Genomic DNA, 16,660 nt, shown 5'->3' with positions numbered 1-16,660 from the left:
TCTCCGCTCCCCGACGCTGCGAGAGGGCCGAAATGGTCGGTATTCGCCAGGTATCCGTGTATCAAATCGCCACTACCGCGCTCGGGCATGGTGTGGACAGAATGGGCGCTATGACGCAGGCTGGCGCCGAACCATCCGTCGACTCCGTGGAGCCGGCGCGATGGGAGCGCGCCGCCGCACTCTTCGTGCGGTGGCGTGAAGGCGACAGCCGTGCGATGGACGAACTCGTCCGCCTGATGACGCCGCCGCTATGGCACGTCGTGAGGGCGTACGGGCTCGATCATTCGTTGGCGCAGGACGTCGTGCAGACGACCTGGCTGACGCTCGTACGCCGTCACGAGACCATCAACGACCCGCTCGCGGTGTCGGGGTGGCTCACGATGTGCGCGCGCCGTGAGGCGTGGCGGGTCGGCAAACAGCATCGGCGTGCCGATGCGACAGAGGCCGAGTCGCTCGAACCGCACCTTCCGGTCCACGAATCCGCCGAGCAGACCGCCGCGCAGGACGACGAGACCCGTCGCCTCTGGACAGCGGTCGGAACGCTCAACGAACGATGCCAGCGCCTGCTGCGGATCGTCGCGTTCGAGGACCGCCCCGACTATGCCCGCATCGCCGAAGACCTCGCGATGCCCATCGGATCGATCGGACCGACCCGCCAGCGCTGCCTCGCGAAGCTACGCGCCGTACTCGAGGGAGACGGATGGAGAGGTGACGACGATGGAAACTGAAGACTTTGCGGCCGACGCCGCGCTCTTCGCACGGATGCGGCGCATGTGGGAGGACGTCGACCCCGTGCCGGCCGACCTGGTGGACCAGATGGTCGCCGCGGTCGCCGTCGAGGATCTGTCGCGGGAGTACGCCCTCCTGACACTCGTCGAGGGGACGTTCGCGGCCGTGCGCGGAGAGACCGACACGGCGACGCTCCAGTTCAGCGACGGCACGACCAGTGTGCTGCTGCACGTGACAGCCACCGAGGGCGGCGACCGGCGCGTGGACGGATGGGTGGATGCCACAGCCCTCGCCATCCGTCTCATCCAGGGCGACCGCGAGTGGTCGGCCGAACCGGGCGAGCACGGACGCTTCGCCTTCGACGAGGTCACGCCCGGGATGGCGCGGCTTCGCCTGGTGGTGCGCGACGCCGACGGCGCGCTGCGCGACTTCCAGACCCCGCAGTTCGAAGTCTGACAACCAGTTCGAGATACGAAGAAACGGATGCCGCGGCCTGGGGGCCGCGGCTCCCATGTGTGTGAGGAGAAGTCATGGCCGAAGATGAGACTGCCGGCGGATCGTGGCGTAAGCGGGTGAAGGCGGGCGCACCGCTCGGCGTTCCGCTCGATCCCAGTCGGGACGTTGTGCCCGGAGTGGAGGCGTTCCCCTCGGCGTACGCGCCAGGCCATCTCGTGATCTCAGGAGAGACCTCCGACGCGAAGGGTGCGCTGCTCGCTGCGGGCCAGGAGCTCGGGTGGGAGGTGGACCTCGATGAGATCCGGCCGTCTGCGGAGGACAAGCCCGCACTCACGAGGGCGCGCATCATCCAGCTTCCGAGCGACAAACGGGACGACGAACCGGTTCCCGCCGTCGACGCATGGCGGCTGCTGCAACACGCGCGTCGAGTGGCCCTCGAGGAAGCCGAATACCAGCGACGGCTGGCCGCTGAGCAGCGGGCCGCTTACGGACAGGCGGGGTCGTCGCAGCGCCCTGAGTCCGCAGCGCGCGGCCTCGCTGAACAAGACGCCACCGGCGAGGTGAGCGAGGAACGCCGTCAGGAGATCCGCCGCGAGGTGCGTCGCGACGTTGCCAAGACAGCGGCGCGGGCTGCGGAACCCATTCGGGCGGAGTCCCGATCGCGGGCCCCTGAGCAGCCGCTGGTGGAGGTGCCGTCCGTCGACATCGATGCACTGCGCAACGTCGGGCTGGATCACGTGCTCACGATCGATCCAGTGGGCGTCAATCCGCACGGCATGACGAACCCCCACGGCATGACGAATCCGCACGGCATGACGAACCCCCACGGCATGACGAACCCGCACGGAATGACCAACCCCAGCGGAACCGCGGGATACGCCTATCCAGGGACGGGCGGCCTCGAGCTCGTGTCGTTCCTGGGGACAGCGCCACGCCGAACTCGTGTCGTCGCCGAAGGTGGTCGCCGGCCGGTCGTCGCCGTCGTGGATACCGGGTGCGGCGTCCACCCGTGGCTCCCGGCCGAGACCACGCCGGGGCACCCGGCCGCGGCCGCGCCGTCGACGCTGGAGCGCTTCGACGACCTCGACGACGAGCCCGAGGATGCGATCGACACCGTCGACCCCGTGATCGTCCGGCGTAGGCTCCCCTGGCCGAGCCGAACTGGGGACGTGATCGGTGTCGAGGATCCGCTCACTGATCCGGAGACCCACGGCGACCAGTCCGGACCTCTCGACGGGTTCCTCGACGCCGCTGCCGGGCACGGCACTTTCGTCTGCGGCATCATCCGTCAGGTCTGCCCGGAGGCGGATCTCATCTCGATCCGTGTCGCCGACAGCAACGGCGCGGTGCTCGAGAGCGAGCTCATCGATGCGCTCGAAGACCTCGCGCTCTGGATGGACTCGGACAAGAAGAACGTTGTCGACGTCGTCAACCTCTCGCTCGGGTACTACCACGAGACTCCCGAGGATGGACGCTTCAGCCTCCGACTCCACAAGGCGCTCGTGGCGCTGCGCGGACGGGGCTGCGTCGTCGTGTGCTCCGCCGGAAACGATGCGACGGAACGACCGGCGTTTCCCGCCGCTCTGTCCAAGGCCGGTGATCCCGAGCTGAAACTCGAGGAGCCGCAGGGGCTTGCCCGGCACATCGCCGTCGGGGCGCTGAATCCTCAGGCGACATCTGTCGCGCTGTACAGCAACATCGGCGATTGGGTGACGACCTTCGCTCCCGGCACCTCTGTCGTGAGCGCGTTCCCGCAGTTCGAGGGTGGCGTGCAGGCCGGCACCCGCGCCGACCGCGACAACCGTCGACGGCAGAGCCTTGACCCGGACGATTTCTCCGGTGGCTACGCGATCTGGAGTGGGACTTCGTTCGCTGCACCATACGTCTCGGGTCGGATCGCACGGGCTCTCGCTCCGTCCCTGATGGATCCCGGTGCGGCCAAGACCGCGGCTCCCGGGCAAGACCCCGTCACAAAGGCGCTCGAATGGGTGAAGGCGCGGGACAAGTCGACACCGCTGCCGGTTCAGACAGCACCCTAGACGCGGAGAGAGGAGTTCGACCGGCCGGGCCCGCCGGTCGCACTCGTCTGCCGGGTGGGTCCATCATGGCTGTGTGGCGGCGACCGGTGAACAGCTCTACCAGCGGGGGTGGCATCTCGCGACCCGAGGGAGCTTCGTAGACGCTCGGCGCGTGCTCGCCGCCGGTGCCGCCCGCGCCGAAGCCGAGGGCGACATCGAGCTCGGTGCGCGTATCGCGGGCACGACGGCCTATGTGCTGGCTCGCCTCGGCGATGTGGATGGTGGCGAGCAGCTGTGCCTGGATGCGCTCGGACGGGACGGTCTGTCGGAGGCCGCGATCGCCCAGTTGCACGGTCAGCTCGGGTCGCTCGCGCTGGAACGCGGGCTGCTCGATGATGCGGCAGCGTGGCTGGACAAGAGCATCCGCGGGCTCAGCGATCAGCCGGTGCGTCAGGCCAACATGCGGATGAACCGCAGTCTCGTCGACATGCAGCGAGGCCGTCTCGACGCGGCGGTATCTGACCTCCACCTTGCGGAGGGCGCCTATCGGGCAGCGGGCATGGACACCGAGGCGAACCTCGCCGTGCACAACCGCGGTTATGCGCTCATGCTCGGCGGGGATCTCGTGGCAGCACTGCAGACGATGCAGTCCGTCCGTGAACCGCTGGACGGGGAGTCAGCGATGTGGGCGGCCGTGAACGAGCTCGACCGCGCGGAAGTGCTCCGCGAAGCGGGCTTGGTGACAGAGGCCGAGCGGAGCCTCGCGGCGGTGTCGGAAGCGTTCGGTCGCCATCGTGCTCCGCGCGACCGTGCCACCGCGGACTACAACCTCGCTCGATCGTTGCTCAGCCACGATCCGGTGCGCGCGGCACAGGTTGCCGCAGCATCGGCTCGGCGTTTCGCCACGATCGGCAGCTCGGGCTGGGCTGTGCGTGCGGAGGCGATCGGTCTGCGTGCCAGGCTCACCGTCGGGCGGGTCGACCGCGCCGGGGGTCCGGTGAGGGCGGGGCAGCGGCTGCCCGCGCGCACGAGAGTGTTGGATGTCACGGCTGGCCTCAAGGCCCACGGGTTCACCTCTGAGGCGGAGGCGCTCCGGCTCACTGACGCGTTGGCGCGCGTCAGGAGCGGCCGAGGCGACGCTCAGCCGGTCACGCGTGTCGGGCGCCGTACTCCGCTGGAAGTCGGACTCCTCGCGCATGAACTGCGCGCTGCACACGCCGCCACCGAGGGCCGCGAGGCCGACACCCGTCGCCACGCTGCCGCCGGGCTCGATCTGTTGGATCGCACGCGCCATGCGGTGGGGAGCCTCGATATACAGGTCTCCGCGGCGATGAAAGGTGCAGGACTGATCACGACCGGGCTCGCCTCGGCCCTCAGGTCAGGCAACCATGCCGCCGTCTTCGAATGGTCTGAGCGCGCACGCTCGGTGATGGGATCCTTCCCTCCGCTGCGCCCGCCGCCAGACCCCGAACTGGCGGCTGATCTCGCCGAGCTGCGGGTGCTGCGCACTGCGGCGCCGGACGGTGAATGGCTGGCCACACCGCGGGCCGCTCTCCTCAGCGACCGCGCGCGTCAGCGGCAGTGGTCGCACACGGCCGCCGGTGAGCTCAGAGTCCGCGCGACGCTCGACGACGCCGTCGCCGAGCTGGGTGACGGCGATGCGCTCGTGTCCTACGTGTTCGACGGAGTCGAGCTCGCTGCACTCGCCATCACACGCGGGAGCAGGGAACTCATCGCGCTGGACTGGAATGCCGTGAGGCTCGCGCTGCGGGGCCTGCGGGCCGATCTCGACATGGCGGCGACGGTGACGACCGGGCCGATGGCGGCGGTCGTCCGCCGAGGGCTCGACGAGCGGCTCGCGACCCTGTCGCGCATCCTCTGCGCTCCCGTTCGTGCGCTCTCGGGCGCGGAACGGATCCTCGTCACGGCCGCGGGGGTCCTCTCCGGTGTCCCGTGGATGATGCTCCCCGCGATCGGCGGCCGGCCCTTGTCGGTGGCGACGTCAGTCACCTCCTGGATCGCACAGCGCTCGAGCGCCGCTCGCGCGCCGAGGTCCGCCGGCTTCGCGGCTGGCCCCCGCGTCGCCCGCGGCGAGGAGGAGGTGTCCGCGGCCTCGACGGCGTGGAGCCGAGCCCAGGTGAGAACCGGCGCCGAAGCGACAGTCACGGAGGTCACCGCTCTGGCCTCCGAGGTCGACGTGCTGCACGTCGCCGCGCACGGCAGGCACGCGCTGGACAATCCGATGTTCTCAGGCCTCGAACTCGCCGACGGCACCCTGTTCGGGTACGACATCGACCTCATCCCGGTCGTTCCCGACACCGTCGTGTTGTCGGCGTGCGAGGTCGGTCGTTCCTCGGTGAGGTGGGGTGAAGAAGCGTTGGGCATGACGAGGGTGTGGCTGCACGCGGGTGTTCGCAACGTCATCGCCGCGCCGGTCATCGTCGCCGACGACGCGGCCTGCGAACTCCTCGCGGCCATGCACGAGGGCCTCGCCGCGGGCGTCGCCCCTTCGGAAGCGCTGGCCGCGGCATCCGTCCGCACCGGCATCGTCGCCCCGTTCCAGGTGCACGGCGCCGGCTTCTGAAGATTCTTCGCGTTCCGTGTATCAGGACGGATGCTGCATGCTCCTGGTCATCGGAACGGCTTGCGCTCGGCCGACGGGGGGTCGGGGGCGCTGACAGAAGACCTTCTTGGGGAACGCAGAATCGGCTGTGGGTCTTCGCCGCCGATCCTCGAGGGGTGCTGCATGGGACTGGGGCGGCACCCCTCAATCCATGCTTCGGCTCAGCCGCGCTCAGCCACGCGATGAGTTGGCCGTGCGCCCGCGCACGATGCCGACGAAGGCCTCGACCGCGGGAGTGGTCCGCTCAGCTGCCCACGCGAGTGCCACCGTCGAGATCGGGCCCCCGCTCAGCGGACGGTATTCGACGTCCTTGCGACGGTGCAGTCGTGCGACCGACATCGGCACCACCACGATCCCGACACCCGCCGCGACGGTGGCGATCGCCTCGCCGGTGTCGGCAGGTGGGGCGAACCGCGGCGCGACGGTGCCGGGGAGCTGGACGGCGAGCACGTCGTCCTGCGGCACGATGAGCACCTCGCCCACGAGGTCCGCCGGGTCGAGCTCGTCCTCGGCAGCGGTCAGGTGCGAGTCCTTCGCGCACACGACGACCGGAAGCTCGTCGTACAGCGGGATGACGTGAAGGCCGTCCTTGTCGAGCGGCAGCCGCACGAGCGCCGCGTCGACTTCGCCGTCGAGGAGCACGCGACGCTGATCGGCGACGATCAGGGGCACGAGCTCGAGGGTGGTCTGCGGCATCCGTTCTTTCCAGGTGTCGATCCACTTGCCGGGCGTCGCGCCCGGGATCGCACCGAGTGTGAAGGTCGCGGGCATGGTGGGCTCGACGGGAGGCGTCGGCGACGGCCCGGGCGACGGCTGCGGCCGCCGCGACTTGGCGGGCTTCGCCTTCGAGGACGATCCGGATGCCGCGCCCGGACGCTTCCCCGATGCGCCGCGTCCTCGTCCGCCTGTGCGCGACCCGCCCTTCGCCATGCTGTTCAGCGTAGTCGGGGCGATATGGTTCGCTCATGGTGGCGATTCTGGCAACGGTCTTCGCGGCGCTCGCCGCGCTGCTGCACGTCTACATCTTCGTGATGGAGAGCGTCCAGTGGACGCAGCCCAAGATCTGGAAACGGTTCGGCGTGGCCGACCAGGCGGCTGCCGACACGACGAAGCCGATGGCGTACAACCAGGGCTTCTACAACCTGTTCCTCGCCATCGGCGTCGTGATCGGGCTCGTGCTGCTCTTCGCGGGAAGCGACACCGCGCCCGTGCACGCGGCGGGGCTGGCGCTCGTGCTGTTCGCCCTGGGCTCGATGGTGGCCGCAGCGCTGGTGCTGCTCACGACCGGCCTGCGGTACCTGCGGGCGGCTCTCATCCAGGGCACGCTGCCGCTCATCGGGTTCGTGCTCTTCCTCTTCGCTTGACCGCCCCACCCGCGTGACGGCTCAGCCGCACGCGCCCCACTGCCCGGAAGCCTCGGCGACGGCCGCGGATTCGAGTGAGCGCAGCAGGGTCTCCTGGCTGCGGTTCGGCGAATAGACCTCGACCCGCGCATCGCCCTGCGCGACGAGCTCGCCGTTCACGAACCGGCCGTCGGGCGTCCAGACGTAGAGCAGTGTTCTGCCGTACTGGTCGTGCACCTCGACGTCGGCGGCGACCCAGATCGTCGATCCCACCGGGACGAGTGACGTCAGCTTCGCCGTCGCCTCCGCACCCCAGCAGTCGAGTTCAGGCGAGATCTCGGGGGTGTCGATGCCCAGCAGGCGGACGCGCGTGGATTCGAGATCGCCGACGACGTCGTTCGGAGTTGAGACGCGGGCGCGCAGCGTGTCGCCGTCGTGGACGCTCTCGACGGTCATCTCGAAGGCGTCCGCCGGGATCGCCGGCATCGTGGCGGACATGCCCGCCGCCGGCTGCGCGACCTCGGCGCCCGCGTCGCGCCCGATGAACCACCAGTAGGCGGTGCCCGCGATGACGAGCAGCAGGATTCCGATGAGGACGCGTCTGAGCACGACGCGAGCCTATGGGGTGGCGCCGACGCGCCACCGCGATGATCAGGCAGCCAGGCGCAGTCCGCGCTTGTCGGTGGCGACGCGCTCGCCGTCGGCGATCGTCTCGTCGTCGCCGATGAGCGAGCCTCCGGCGACACGGGCGTCGTGCCCGACCTGGGTGCGCACGCCGATCTTCGCGCGCGGGCCGATGGCCGCGCGCGGCCCGATGTGGGCGTGCGGTGCGATCTCGGCGTCAGGCCCGATGACGGCATCCGTCTCGACCCATACGCCCCGGCCGACGTGCGCGCCTGCGGCGATCTGCACGCCCGGTTCGACATACGCCCCCGCTTCGACGATGGCGCTGGGGTGCACCTTCGCTCCGTGCGCGATCAGGCCCCGACCGTTGACGTGCTTGCGGTAGCGCAGCATCTCGCCCTGGTCGTTCTCGATGTCGATGTAGTTCTTTCCCACGGTCCCCTCCTGGAGCAGCACATGGTGCTGAGTACAGAAATAACGATGGGGAGGGGTGATTCATTCCCGCGCATCGGAACGATTCGGAGCCCGGCGTGGAGCGGCCCCGCGTCCGGAGTGGACGCGGGGCCGGAAAGGGATGCTGATCAGCGCGTGACGTACTCGTCGGCGGTCGAGAGCGCCCGGTCGATGACGTCGAGGCCACGCACCAGTTCGTCCTCGGTGATCACCAGCGGAGGCGCCACGTGCACGCGGTTGAAGTGCGTGAAGGGCCACACGCCTTCCCGCTTGCACGCCGCGGCGACCGCGGCGATGGGTGCAGCATCCGTCCCGCTCGCGTTGAAGGGGACGAGCTGCTCGCGGGTCTCGCGGTCTTTGACGAGCTCGATCGCCCAGAAGAGGCCCATTCCCCGCACATCCCCGACGGATGGATGCCGCGAAGCGAGGTCGCGCAGACGCGGCTCGACGACGCGCGACCCGAGGTCGCGCACGCGCTCGAGGATGCCGTCGCGTTCGAACACCTCGAACGTGGCGACGCCCGCCGCGCACGCCAGGGGGTGGCCCGAGTACGTGAGCCCGCCGGGGAAGGAGACGGTGTCGAAGTGCGAGGCGATCCGGTCGGAGATGACGACGCCGCCGAGCGGCACGTAGCCCGAGTTCACGCCCTTCGCGAACGTGATGAGGTCGGGGCGCACGTCGAACGCCTGGAACGCGAACCACTCGCCCACGCGACCGAACCCGACCATGACCTCGTCGGCGATGTAGACGATGCCGTAGCGGTCGCACAGCTCGCGCACGCCGGCGAGGTAGCCGGGGGGAGGCACCAGCACGCCGTTCGTGCCCACGATCGTCTCGATGATGATCGCGGCGATCGTCGTGGCGCCCTCGAGCACGATCGTCTGCTCGAGGTGCTCGAGTGCGCGCTGCGTTTCTTCCTCGGCGCTCGACGAGTGGAACGACGAGCGGTACGGGTACGGGCCGAAGAACTTCGCGGTCGAGCCGTCGGCGGGCTCATTCGGCCAGCGGCGGGGGTCGCCGGTCAGCGAGATCGCCGTGGTGGTGTTGCCGTGGTAGCTGCGGTACATCGACAGCACCTTGCGGCGACCGGTCACGAGGCGAGCCATGCGCACGGCGTTCTCGTTCGCGTCGGCGCCGCCGTTCGTGAAGAACACCTTCTCGAAGCCGTCGCCTGCGACCCCGGCGATGCGGCGGGCGAGCTCGCCGCGCACGTCGTTCGCCATGGACGGCTGGATCGTCGCGAGACGACCCGCCTGATCCTGGATCGCCCGGACGAGATCCGGATGCTGATGCCCGAGGTTGAGGTTCACCAGCTGGGAGCTGAAGTCGAGGTAGGCGTTGCCGTTGTAGTCCCAGAAGGTCGACCCCTCACCCGCGGCGATGGGGAGCGGATCGATGAGCGCCTGCGCGCTCCACGAGTGGAACACGTGGCCGCGGTCGTCCGCGCGAACGCGGGCGTCGGCCTCGGGATCGGTGTAGATGGCGGGGGCGGGGATGAGTGTGTCAGTCATTTTGCTCCGGTCGTTGAGCGAGCGAGGAACGAGCGAGACGAAACGCGTCGGCAATCCGGGCGACGCTGATTGCGAGTCGCGTCAGTTGTTCTGGGGGAAGCCGAGGTTGATGCCGCCGTGGGTGGCGGGGTCGAGCCAGCGGGAGGTGATGGCCTTCTCTCGGGTGAAGAAGTCGAAGCCGTGGACGCCGTACGCCTTGGCGTCGCCGAACAGGGACTGCTTCCAGCCGCCGAAGGAGTGGTAGGCGACGGGGACCGGGATGGGCACGTTGATGCCGATCATGCCGACTTCGACCTCGTTCTGGAACCGGCGGGCGGCGCCGCCGTCGTTGGTGAAGATCGCGGTGCCGTTGCCGAACTGGCCACTGTTGATGAGGTCGAGGCCCTCGTCGTACGAGGAGACGCGGACGACGGAGAGCACCGGTCCGAAGATCTCCTCCTGATACGCCCGGCTGGTGGTGGGGATGTCATCGATGAGGGTGGGGCCGAAGAAGAACCCGTCCTCATGCCCGTCCACCGTGTAGCCGCGGCCGTCGACCACGATCTTGGCCCCGTCGGCTTCGGCGATGTCGACGTAGGAGGAGACCTTGTCGCGGTGGACGTCGGTGATCAGCGGACCCATATCGGGCTCGACCCCGTCCACACCGGCCCCGTTGCCGATGCGCAGCTTGCCGATGCGGTCTTGGATCTTCGCGATGAGGTCGTCGGCGACCGGTTCGACGGCGAGGACCACGCTGATGGCCATGCAGCGTTCCCCGGCGGCACCGTACCCGGCGTTCACGGCCTGGTCGGCGACCAGGTCCAGGTCCGCGTCGGGGAGCACCAGCATGTGGTTCTTCGCACCACCGAGCGCCTGCACCCGCTTGCCGTGCTTCGAGGCGGTCTCGTAGATGTACTGCGCGATCGGGGTGGACCCGACGAACGAGATCGACGCGACCTCCGGGGAGGTGAGCAGGCCGTCGACAGCGAGCTTGTCACCCTGCAGCACCGTGAACACCCCATCCGGCAGTCCCGCCTCCTTCCAGAGCTGCGCGAGCCACAGTGCCGCGGACGGGTCCTTCTCGGACGGCTTCAGCACGACGGCGTTGCCGGCGGCGATCGCGATCGGGAAGAACCACATCGGCACCATCGCCGGGAAGTTGAACGGCGAGATGATCCCGACCACCCCGAGCGGCTGCTTGAGCGAGTACACGTCGATCCCGGTCGACGCGTTCTCACTGAACGCGCCCTTGATCAGGTGCGGGAACCCGGTCGCGAGCTCCACGACCTCCTGGCCGCGGAGGATCTCGCCCATCGCGTCGGAGACCACCTTGCCGTGCTCCGCCGTGATGATCTCCGCCAGCTCCCGCTTCCGCGCGTTCAACAGCTCCCGGAACGCGAACAGCACACTCTGCCGCCGCGCGATCGAGTACCCCTTCCACACCTGGAACCCGGCCACCGCCGACGCGATCGCCGCGTCGATCTCCGCCTGATCGGCCAACGCGACCCGGGCCGACACCTGACCGGTCGCCGGGTTGTACACCGGCGCCGTACGCCCTGACGACGACGCACGCTCCGCACCATCGATCCAATGCGAAATCACCCGGACGTCGGCGTCCGTGGTCGCGGGCGCGACGGCGCTCTCGGCAATGCTCATGGGTGGCTCCTTCTCGGTGTCGGACAGATCGTGTGGTGATCCCCTAGGCTTGACGGGTCCCAGCCTGTCAGAGAAGAAGAGGCGGCCACGGTGCCCGACCGTCGCGAAGATCGGACGATCCACACGGATCGTCCGGCAGATCGATCCGCAGATGAGATCCTCCCGACCGTGCGCGAAGTGATCGCGCTCGAAGCGGTCGCGCAGGGCGTTCCCGAAGTGCTCGTCGGCGATGATGCGCTCGATGCGCGCGTGCGCTGGCTGCATGTCTCCGACAGCGCCGGCGTCGCTCGCCTGCTGGACGGCGGCGAGATGCTGCTGTCGACCGGTTCGTCGTGGCCGGTGGAGCCGGGGGACCTGCGCCGGTTCGTCGACGAGCTCGCCGACGCGGGGCTCTCCGGCCTCGTGCTCGAGCTGGGCACCCACTATCGGTACGTCCCCGCGGTGGTCGTCGAAGCCGCCCGCGAGCGCGGCCTCGCGCTGGTCGTGCTCCACCGGGAGCTGAAGTTCGTCACCGTCACCGAGGCCGTCCACAGCCGCATCATCACGGGCCAGACCGACGCGCTGCGTGCCCGTGACGAGGTGCGCGAGCGGTTCACGGCGCTCGTGCTGCGCGGATCGCCTGCGGACTTCATCGTCCACCAGCTCGCGCAGACGCTCGGCGCGCCCATCGTGCTCGAGAACCTCGGCTACGAGGTCGTCGCGGCAGAGGTGCCGCTGGCGATGGAGGAGGAGCTCTTCACCGAGTGGGAGCTGCGATCGCGCTCCGCGCACCGGCGCTCCGAGCAGCGCCGGGAGCGCGGCATCCCTGCCGGAGCGGACGACTGGCTGATCGTCCCGGTCGAGGCACGAGGCATCCGTTGGGGAAATCTCATCGCGCTGCCGGGACCGGAGCACGCGGCCGGACGCACCGCCGTGCTCGAGCAGGGCGCGATCGCCCTCGCGGTCGGCCGTCTCGCGGACGGCGACGCCGACGAATGGGCGCGGATCGGCCGGCGCCGCCTCGTCGACGGGCTGCTCGCCGGACGCTTCGCCGGGGTCGGCGGCGCCGCCGCGCGCCTCGAGGCGGCCGGCCTGCCGCTGCGCGGTGCAAAGCTCCACGGGCTGGTGGTGTCGGGCGCGCCGGTGGCGGTGGAGCGGGCGGATGCTGCCGCCCGCGCCCTGCGAGGGCGCGCGCTGGCGGGGTCGGCGCCGGCGGGCGTCGTGGCGCCGGCGACCACGATGCTGGTGTCGCTGCCGCCGGAGGCCGTGTTCGACGATGCCGCCGTGGTCGCATTCGTGCGTGCCCTCGTCGATGCCGGTGACGTCGAGCGCGTCACCGTATCGGTCGGGCGTAGTGCTGAGGGCATCGATGCTGCGCTCGCCTCGGTGCACGAGGCGGTCGACCTCGCGGGCGGCCGGAGGCGGCGCTCGGGGCGCGGCCCGCACCTGCGGCGCGCCGAGAATCGTCCGCTCGTGCAGTTGGTCACCGCCCTGCGTGATGACCATCGCGTGCTCGAGCATGGCGAACGCATGCTGGCGCCGCTCATCGCCTACGACCTCTCGCGGTCGGGCGACCTGCTCGACGTCCTCGAGGCGATGCTCGCCCACCCGGGCAATCGCACCGCGGCGGCAGGGGCATCCCATTTGTCCCGGTCGGTGTTCTACCAGCGCATCGCGCTCATCGAGGAGCTCCTCGGCGCCGATCTCGACGAAGGCGAAACCCAGACCGCGTTGCATCTGGCGCTGCTCGTGCGGAGGTCGGCAGGACGCTGACGCGCCTACGCGTCCGCGGGCTCCCAGGGGTCGACGAGGTCGATGCCGAGATCCTCGAAGTCCTTCGTGTTGCGCGTCGCAAGCGTCGCACCGTGCGCGGCCGCAATCGCGGCGATCATCCCGTCCTCCACAGACAAGGGGCGTCCGGCGATCCGGCGAGCCTCCTGCAGGCGCGCGTACCTCCGCGCGGCCCGCTCGTCGAATGGCAGCACACGACTCCCCGAGAGGATCGAGTCGATGGCCGCGATCAACCGCTCGCGGCGCGCACCCTCCGGAAGCCGCCGGGCACCGATGAGGAGCTCAGCGACGGTGATCGCGGTGATCGCGGCGTCTGTCTGCGACGTCATCCAGGCGACGACGGCGGTGTCAGGCGTCGAGCGCAGCGGTTCGGACAGCACATTCGTGTCGAGGATGATCACGACACATCGAGCTCGCGGGGGAGGCTGCGCGCGGGCGGTTCGAGGTCGATGGCGAGACTGCTCGCCGCGTCGACCCAATCGACGATCATGATGCTGGGCGACACCGCGCTTGTCAGGATCGCTCGCGCTTCCGCCTCCATCGAGCGGCCGTGCGCGGCTGCTCGCTCCTTGAGACGCTGCTGGACATCGTCGTCGAGGTTGCGGACGGTGATGGCACCCACGGCTGCTCCTTCCGACTGCTGGCAATGCTAGCACTTCGATGTCGGAGCCCGGCGTCATGCTCTCGCCATGGAAACAGCCATCGACCTCCAAGCCGAATCGTTCGTTCGTGAGCTCGCCGCCGCGATCATCTCTCCGCGGGGTGGTGAATGCCTGGCGTGCTATCTCGACCGCGTCCTGCGCGACGCGCCCTGCGACGGCTCGCTGCGCCTTGCGCGCACCTACCGCAATGCGCTGGCGCCGCGTGCCGTCGCCCTCGAGGGTCGTCTCGAGAGCGGCGGCGGCTTCTGCGACTGCGAGGTGCTGATGAACGTCTACTGGTCGAAGACCGACGAGGTGAAGCCCTGCCACGGCGCGAGGCGCGGGTCCACGAAGCCGTGCGACCTCTGGCTGCGTCGCAGACGCGGGGATCGGTGGTGAGCCCGGAGTCAGCCCGCGATGTAGACCTTCCGCAGCGTCTCGCGCACCGTCCACACCGTGCGCATGCCTGCCGTCAGGCGCGCGACCGACCCCGTCCGGAGCTCGATCGGCTCGAGGGCCGGGTCGTCGAATGACACGGTGGCCGAGCCGGACAGCACGACGAAGACCTCGTCGGCCTCGACGTCGGTCGACGCGCCCGGCGTGTGCTCCCACACGCCGAGCTCGATCCCCCCGAACCCGCCGAGTTCGGCGAACCCGGTGGTCGGGGAGCCCTGCACGACCTGGTCGGCGGGCAGCGGCTCGAGGTCGAGCTCAAGGGACGCGGCATCCGTCACAATCGCGGGGTTCACGAGTCGAACCCCAGACCGAGCGCGTCGAGCGTCTTGAGCAGCAGGTTGCGCTTGCCCTTGTTGTGGTCGGCGCGGTCCAGCGACCAGCGGGTCGCGTTGATGCCCATCGACGCCGCAGGCTCGGGAGGGAAGGGGAGCGGGCGCTTGCGCACCATCTCGAGCTGAGTGCGCTCGTTCTCGACGCCGTCGAGCAGGTCGAGCATGACCTCGCCGGCGAAGCGGGTCGACCCGACGCCGAGCCCGGTGAATCCGGCGGCGTACGCGACGCGGCGGTCGCGGGCGGTGCCGAAGAACGCCGTGAACTGGGTCGAGGTGTCGATCGCACCGGCCCACTGGTGCGTGAAGCGCAGCCCCTCGAGCTGCGGGAAGGTGGTGAAGAAGTGGCTCGCGAGCTTGGCCCAGGTCTCCGGCCGGTTCTCGTACTCGGGATCCACCTTGCGGCCGTACCGGTAGATCGCGTCGTATCCGCCGAAGAGGATCCGGTTGTCCTGGGTGATCCGGTAGTAGTGGAACTGGTTCGCCATGTCGCCGATGCCCTGGCGGTCCTGCCAGCCGATCGATGCGAGCTGGATGTCGGTGAGCGGCTCCGTCATGAGCACGTAGTCGTACACGGGAACCGTCATGAGCCGGTTGCGCTTGATGAGCGACGGGAACACGTTGGTGCCGAGCGCGGCACGGGATGCCTCGACCCGGCCGTCGGCGGTCGTCACGACCACGCCCGGTCCGCTCGTGTCGAGGCCGGTGACGTGGGAGCGCTCGAAGATCACGACGCCGCGTTCTTCGCAGACGCGAGCGAGCTCGGCGGCCATGCGTGCGGGATGGACCATGCCGCACGCGTTCTTCTCCCACACCGCAGCGAGGTACGTGGGGGAGTGGACGGATGCCTGGGCCTCGGCCCGGTCGAGATAGACCACGCCTTCCTCGTCCTCGGCGGCCCACTCCTTCAGCCACTCCACCTGGTGCGGCTCGATCGCGGGAGCGAGCTGCCCGGTGCGCTCGAACTGGAAGTCCATGCCGAAGCGGGCCTCGGAGGCCTCGATCGCATCGAGGTTCTCCTGGCCGAGCCGGTCGAGCGTGGGCATCTCCTTCGGCCAGCGGGCCATGCCGTTCTCGTGGCCGTGGGTGAGGCTGGCCTCGCAGAAGCCGCCGTTGCGGCCCGACGCGGCCCAGCCGACGCGCTGCGCCTCGACGACCACGACCTTCGTGTCGGGGTCGCGCTCGGTGGCGAGGAGCGCCGTCCACAGGCCGGTGTATCCGCCACCCACGACGACGAGGTCGGCGCGGTGCGTGCCGACGAGCGCGGGCCGGTCGGGAAGGAGGCTGTCGGGAAGGTCGTCGCGCCAGAACACCGAGTGCTTCGTGTCGGCGAGGGAATGCTGGACGACGGATGCTGCCGGCCGCTGTCGTTCGAAGACGGTCGTGCCCACGGTTATCAACTCCGATGCGGTGTGTGGTGCTCCCATCCTCACCCGTCGGCCGGGTCGATGCAGGGCGTGCGTGTCGGAAGTTGTCCGGCGGGTCGGACAGGTTGTCGCGGACTCAGCCGGCGACGAGCTCTCCCACGAGCGCATCGACGTCGGCGACCCGGGCATACGTGCCGTCGAGCGCCGCCATGAAGGCGAGGTGCACCTGGGCGCCCGGCACCGTACGGCCGTCGTAGGCGAGGTCGGGTGCCGCGCACGCGTCCTGCGCGACGGCGATGGTGAAGCCGAGGTCGGACGCCGCACGCACGGTGGCGTCCACGCACATGCTGGACATCATGCCCGCGACGACGATCTCGTCGGCGTCCGCTGCGCGCAGCAGCGACTCGAGCCCCGTGCCGAGGAACGCGTTCGGCTCGTGCTTGACGATGACGTGCTCCTCGCCGTCGGGTGCGACCCGTGGATCGAACTCCACCCCGGGGGTTCCGGGGGCGAAGAACGCGGCGTCCGGGGCGTCCCACACGTGCTGGACGTGCACGACCCGCTCGCCCGACGTGCGGAATCCGGCGAGGAGTCGCGCAGCGGCATCGGCGGCGGAGTCCGGGTCGACGAGCGGGTGCCGCCCGCCGGGGAAGTAGTCGCGCTGGATGTCGATGAGGAGCAGGAGTCGGGTCACCGGAACAGCAT

General features: G+C 69.7%; 17 protein-coding genes. 7 read left to right on the top strand and 10 right to left on the bottom strand.

Annotation, left to right across the window (positions count from 1 at the left end; translation table 11 throughout):
- Positions 1 to 110: 110 nt before the first annotated feature.
- The 4 genes from ACLBXX_RS12195 (at position 111) to ACLBXX_RS12180 (ending at position 5,787) form a co-directional block, all read left to right on the top strand.
- Positions 111 to 728 (top strand): RNA polymerase sigma factor, encoded by a 618-nt coding sequence (locus ACLBXX_RS12195; RefSeq protein WP_045301345.1) that lies wholly within the window; start codon positions 111 to 113, stop codon positions 726 to 728.
- Positions 718 to 1,185, top strand: a complete 468-nt coding sequence (locus tag ACLBXX_RS12190; RefSeq protein ID WP_056372401.1) for a hypothetical protein — start codon at positions 718 to 720, stop codon at positions 1,183 to 1,185. The genes ACLBXX_RS12195 and ACLBXX_RS12190 overlap by 11 nt, the downstream gene beginning before the upstream one ends.
- A 74-nt stretch (positions 1,186 to 1,259) precedes the next feature.
- Complete coding sequence (locus tag ACLBXX_RS12185; protein WP_447658230.1) at positions 1,260 to 3,224, top strand: S8 family peptidase; 1,965 nt, start codon at positions 1,260 to 1,262, stop codon at positions 3,222 to 3,224.
- Positions 3,225 to 3,297: 73 nt separating this feature from the next.
- Positions 3,298 to 5,787, top strand: coding sequence for a CHAT domain-containing protein (locus ACLBXX_RS12180; protein WP_447658229.1), 2,490 nt, complete (start codon positions 3,298 to 3,300; stop codon positions 5,785 to 5,787).
- A gap of 210 nt (positions 5,788 to 5,997) precedes the next feature.
- Here the strand turns inward: ACLBXX_RS12180 and ACLBXX_RS12175 are convergent, their stop codons facing one another.
- Positions 5,998 to 6,756 carry a LysR substrate-binding domain-containing protein gene (locus ACLBXX_RS12175; protein WP_447658228.1) on the bottom strand — a complete coding sequence of 253 codons (759 nt, stop codon included), beginning with the start codon at positions 6,754 to 6,756 and terminating at the stop codon, positions 5,998 to 6,000.
- A 35-nt stretch (positions 6,757 to 6,791) separates the two neighbouring features.
- On the opposite strand from ACLBXX_RS12175, the gene ACLBXX_RS12170 reads away from it, so the two are divergent.
- Positions 6,792 to 7,190, top strand: coding sequence for a DUF1304 domain-containing protein (locus ACLBXX_RS12170; RefSeq protein WP_447658227.1), 399 nt, complete (start codon positions 6,792 to 6,794; stop codon positions 7,188 to 7,190).
- 21 nt (positions 7,191 to 7,211) lie between these two features.
- Here ACLBXX_RS12170 and ACLBXX_RS12165 read toward each other — a convergent pair whose 3' ends face one another.
- The 4 genes from ACLBXX_RS12165 to ACLBXX_RS12150 form a co-directional block, all read right to left on the bottom strand.
- Entirely contained in the window at positions 7,212 to 7,778 is a 567-nt protein-coding gene (locus ACLBXX_RS12165; protein ID WP_447658226.1) for a thermonuclease family protein, read from the bottom strand.
- A 42-nt stretch (positions 7,779 to 7,820) separates the two neighbouring features.
- The gene (locus tag ACLBXX_RS12160) at positions 7,821 to 8,228 is read right to left on the bottom strand and encodes a transferase (RefSeq protein WP_056372272.1); all 408 of its coding nucleotides are present in this window, start codon (positions 8,226 to 8,228) and stop codon (positions 7,821 to 7,823) included.
- A 146-nt stretch (positions 8,229 to 8,374) separates the two neighbouring features.
- The gene (locus ACLBXX_RS12155) at positions 8,375 to 9,757 is read right to left on the bottom strand and encodes an aminotransferase class III-fold pyridoxal phosphate-dependent enzyme (RefSeq protein WP_447658225.1); all 1,383 of its coding nucleotides are present in this window, start codon (positions 9,755 to 9,757) and stop codon (positions 8,375 to 8,377) included.
- 81 nt (positions 9,758 to 9,838) lie between these two features.
- Positions 9,839 to 11,392: a CoA-acylating methylmalonate-semialdehyde dehydrogenase gene (locus tag ACLBXX_RS12150; protein ID WP_447658224.1), complete on the bottom strand. Its 1,554-nt coding sequence runs from the start codon at positions 11,390 to 11,392 to the stop codon at positions 9,839 to 9,841.
- Between the two features lie 168 nt (positions 11,393 to 11,560).
- Between ACLBXX_RS12150 and ACLBXX_RS12145 the strand changes: the two genes are divergently transcribed.
- Positions 11,561 to 13,144 carry a PucR family transcriptional regulator gene (locus tag ACLBXX_RS12145; RefSeq protein WP_447658223.1) on the top strand — a complete coding sequence of 528 codons (1,584 nt, stop codon included), beginning with the start codon at positions 11,561 to 11,563 and terminating at the stop codon, positions 13,142 to 13,144.
- Positions 13,145 to 13,149: 5 nt separating this feature from the next.
- Here the strand turns inward: ACLBXX_RS12145 and ACLBXX_RS12140 are convergent, their stop codons facing one another.
- Complete coding sequence (locus ACLBXX_RS12140) at positions 13,150 to 13,563, bottom strand: PIN domain-containing protein (RefSeq protein WP_447658222.1); 414 nt, start codon at positions 13,561 to 13,563, stop codon at positions 13,150 to 13,152.
- The gene (locus ACLBXX_RS12135; RefSeq protein ID WP_447658221.1) at positions 13,560 to 13,784 is read right to left on the bottom strand and encodes a FitA-like ribbon-helix-helix domain-containing protein; all 225 of its coding nucleotides are present in this window, start codon (positions 13,782 to 13,784) and stop codon (positions 13,560 to 13,562) included. Before ACLBXX_RS12135 ends, ACLBXX_RS12140 begins: the two co-directional genes overlap by 4 nt.
- A 67-nt stretch (positions 13,785 to 13,851) precedes the next feature.
- On the opposite strand from ACLBXX_RS12135, the gene ACLBXX_RS12130 reads away from it, so the two are divergent.
- Positions 13,852 to 14,202 carry a DUF2695 domain-containing protein gene (locus tag ACLBXX_RS12130; protein WP_447658220.1) on the top strand — a complete coding sequence of 117 codons (351 nt, stop codon included), beginning with the start codon at positions 13,852 to 13,854 and terminating at the stop codon, positions 14,200 to 14,202.
- Between the two features lie 8 nt (positions 14,203 to 14,210).
- Here ACLBXX_RS12130 and ACLBXX_RS12125 read toward each other — a convergent pair whose 3' ends face one another.
- The 3 genes from ACLBXX_RS12125 to ACLBXX_RS12115 form a co-directional block, all read right to left on the bottom strand.
- Complete coding sequence (locus tag ACLBXX_RS12125) at positions 14,211 to 14,552, bottom strand: cupin domain-containing protein (RefSeq protein ID WP_447658219.1); 342 nt, start codon at positions 14,550 to 14,552, stop codon at positions 14,211 to 14,213.
- Entirely contained in the window at positions 14,549 to 15,979 is a 1,431-nt protein-coding gene (locus ACLBXX_RS12120; protein WP_447658218.1) for an NAD(P)/FAD-dependent oxidoreductase, read from the bottom strand. Before ACLBXX_RS12120 ends, ACLBXX_RS12125 begins: the two co-directional genes overlap by 4 nt.
- Positions 15,980 to 16,091: 112 nt before the next feature.
- Entirely contained in the window at positions 16,092 to 16,649 is a 558-nt protein-coding gene (locus tag ACLBXX_RS12115; protein WP_447658217.1) for a cysteine hydrolase family protein, read from the bottom strand.
- Positions 16,650 to 16,660 lie beyond the last annotated feature (11 nt).

This window comes from Microbacterium sp. C23T (assembly GCF_053345975.1).
This window is presented reverse-complemented; position numbering and strand designations above follow the sequence as displayed.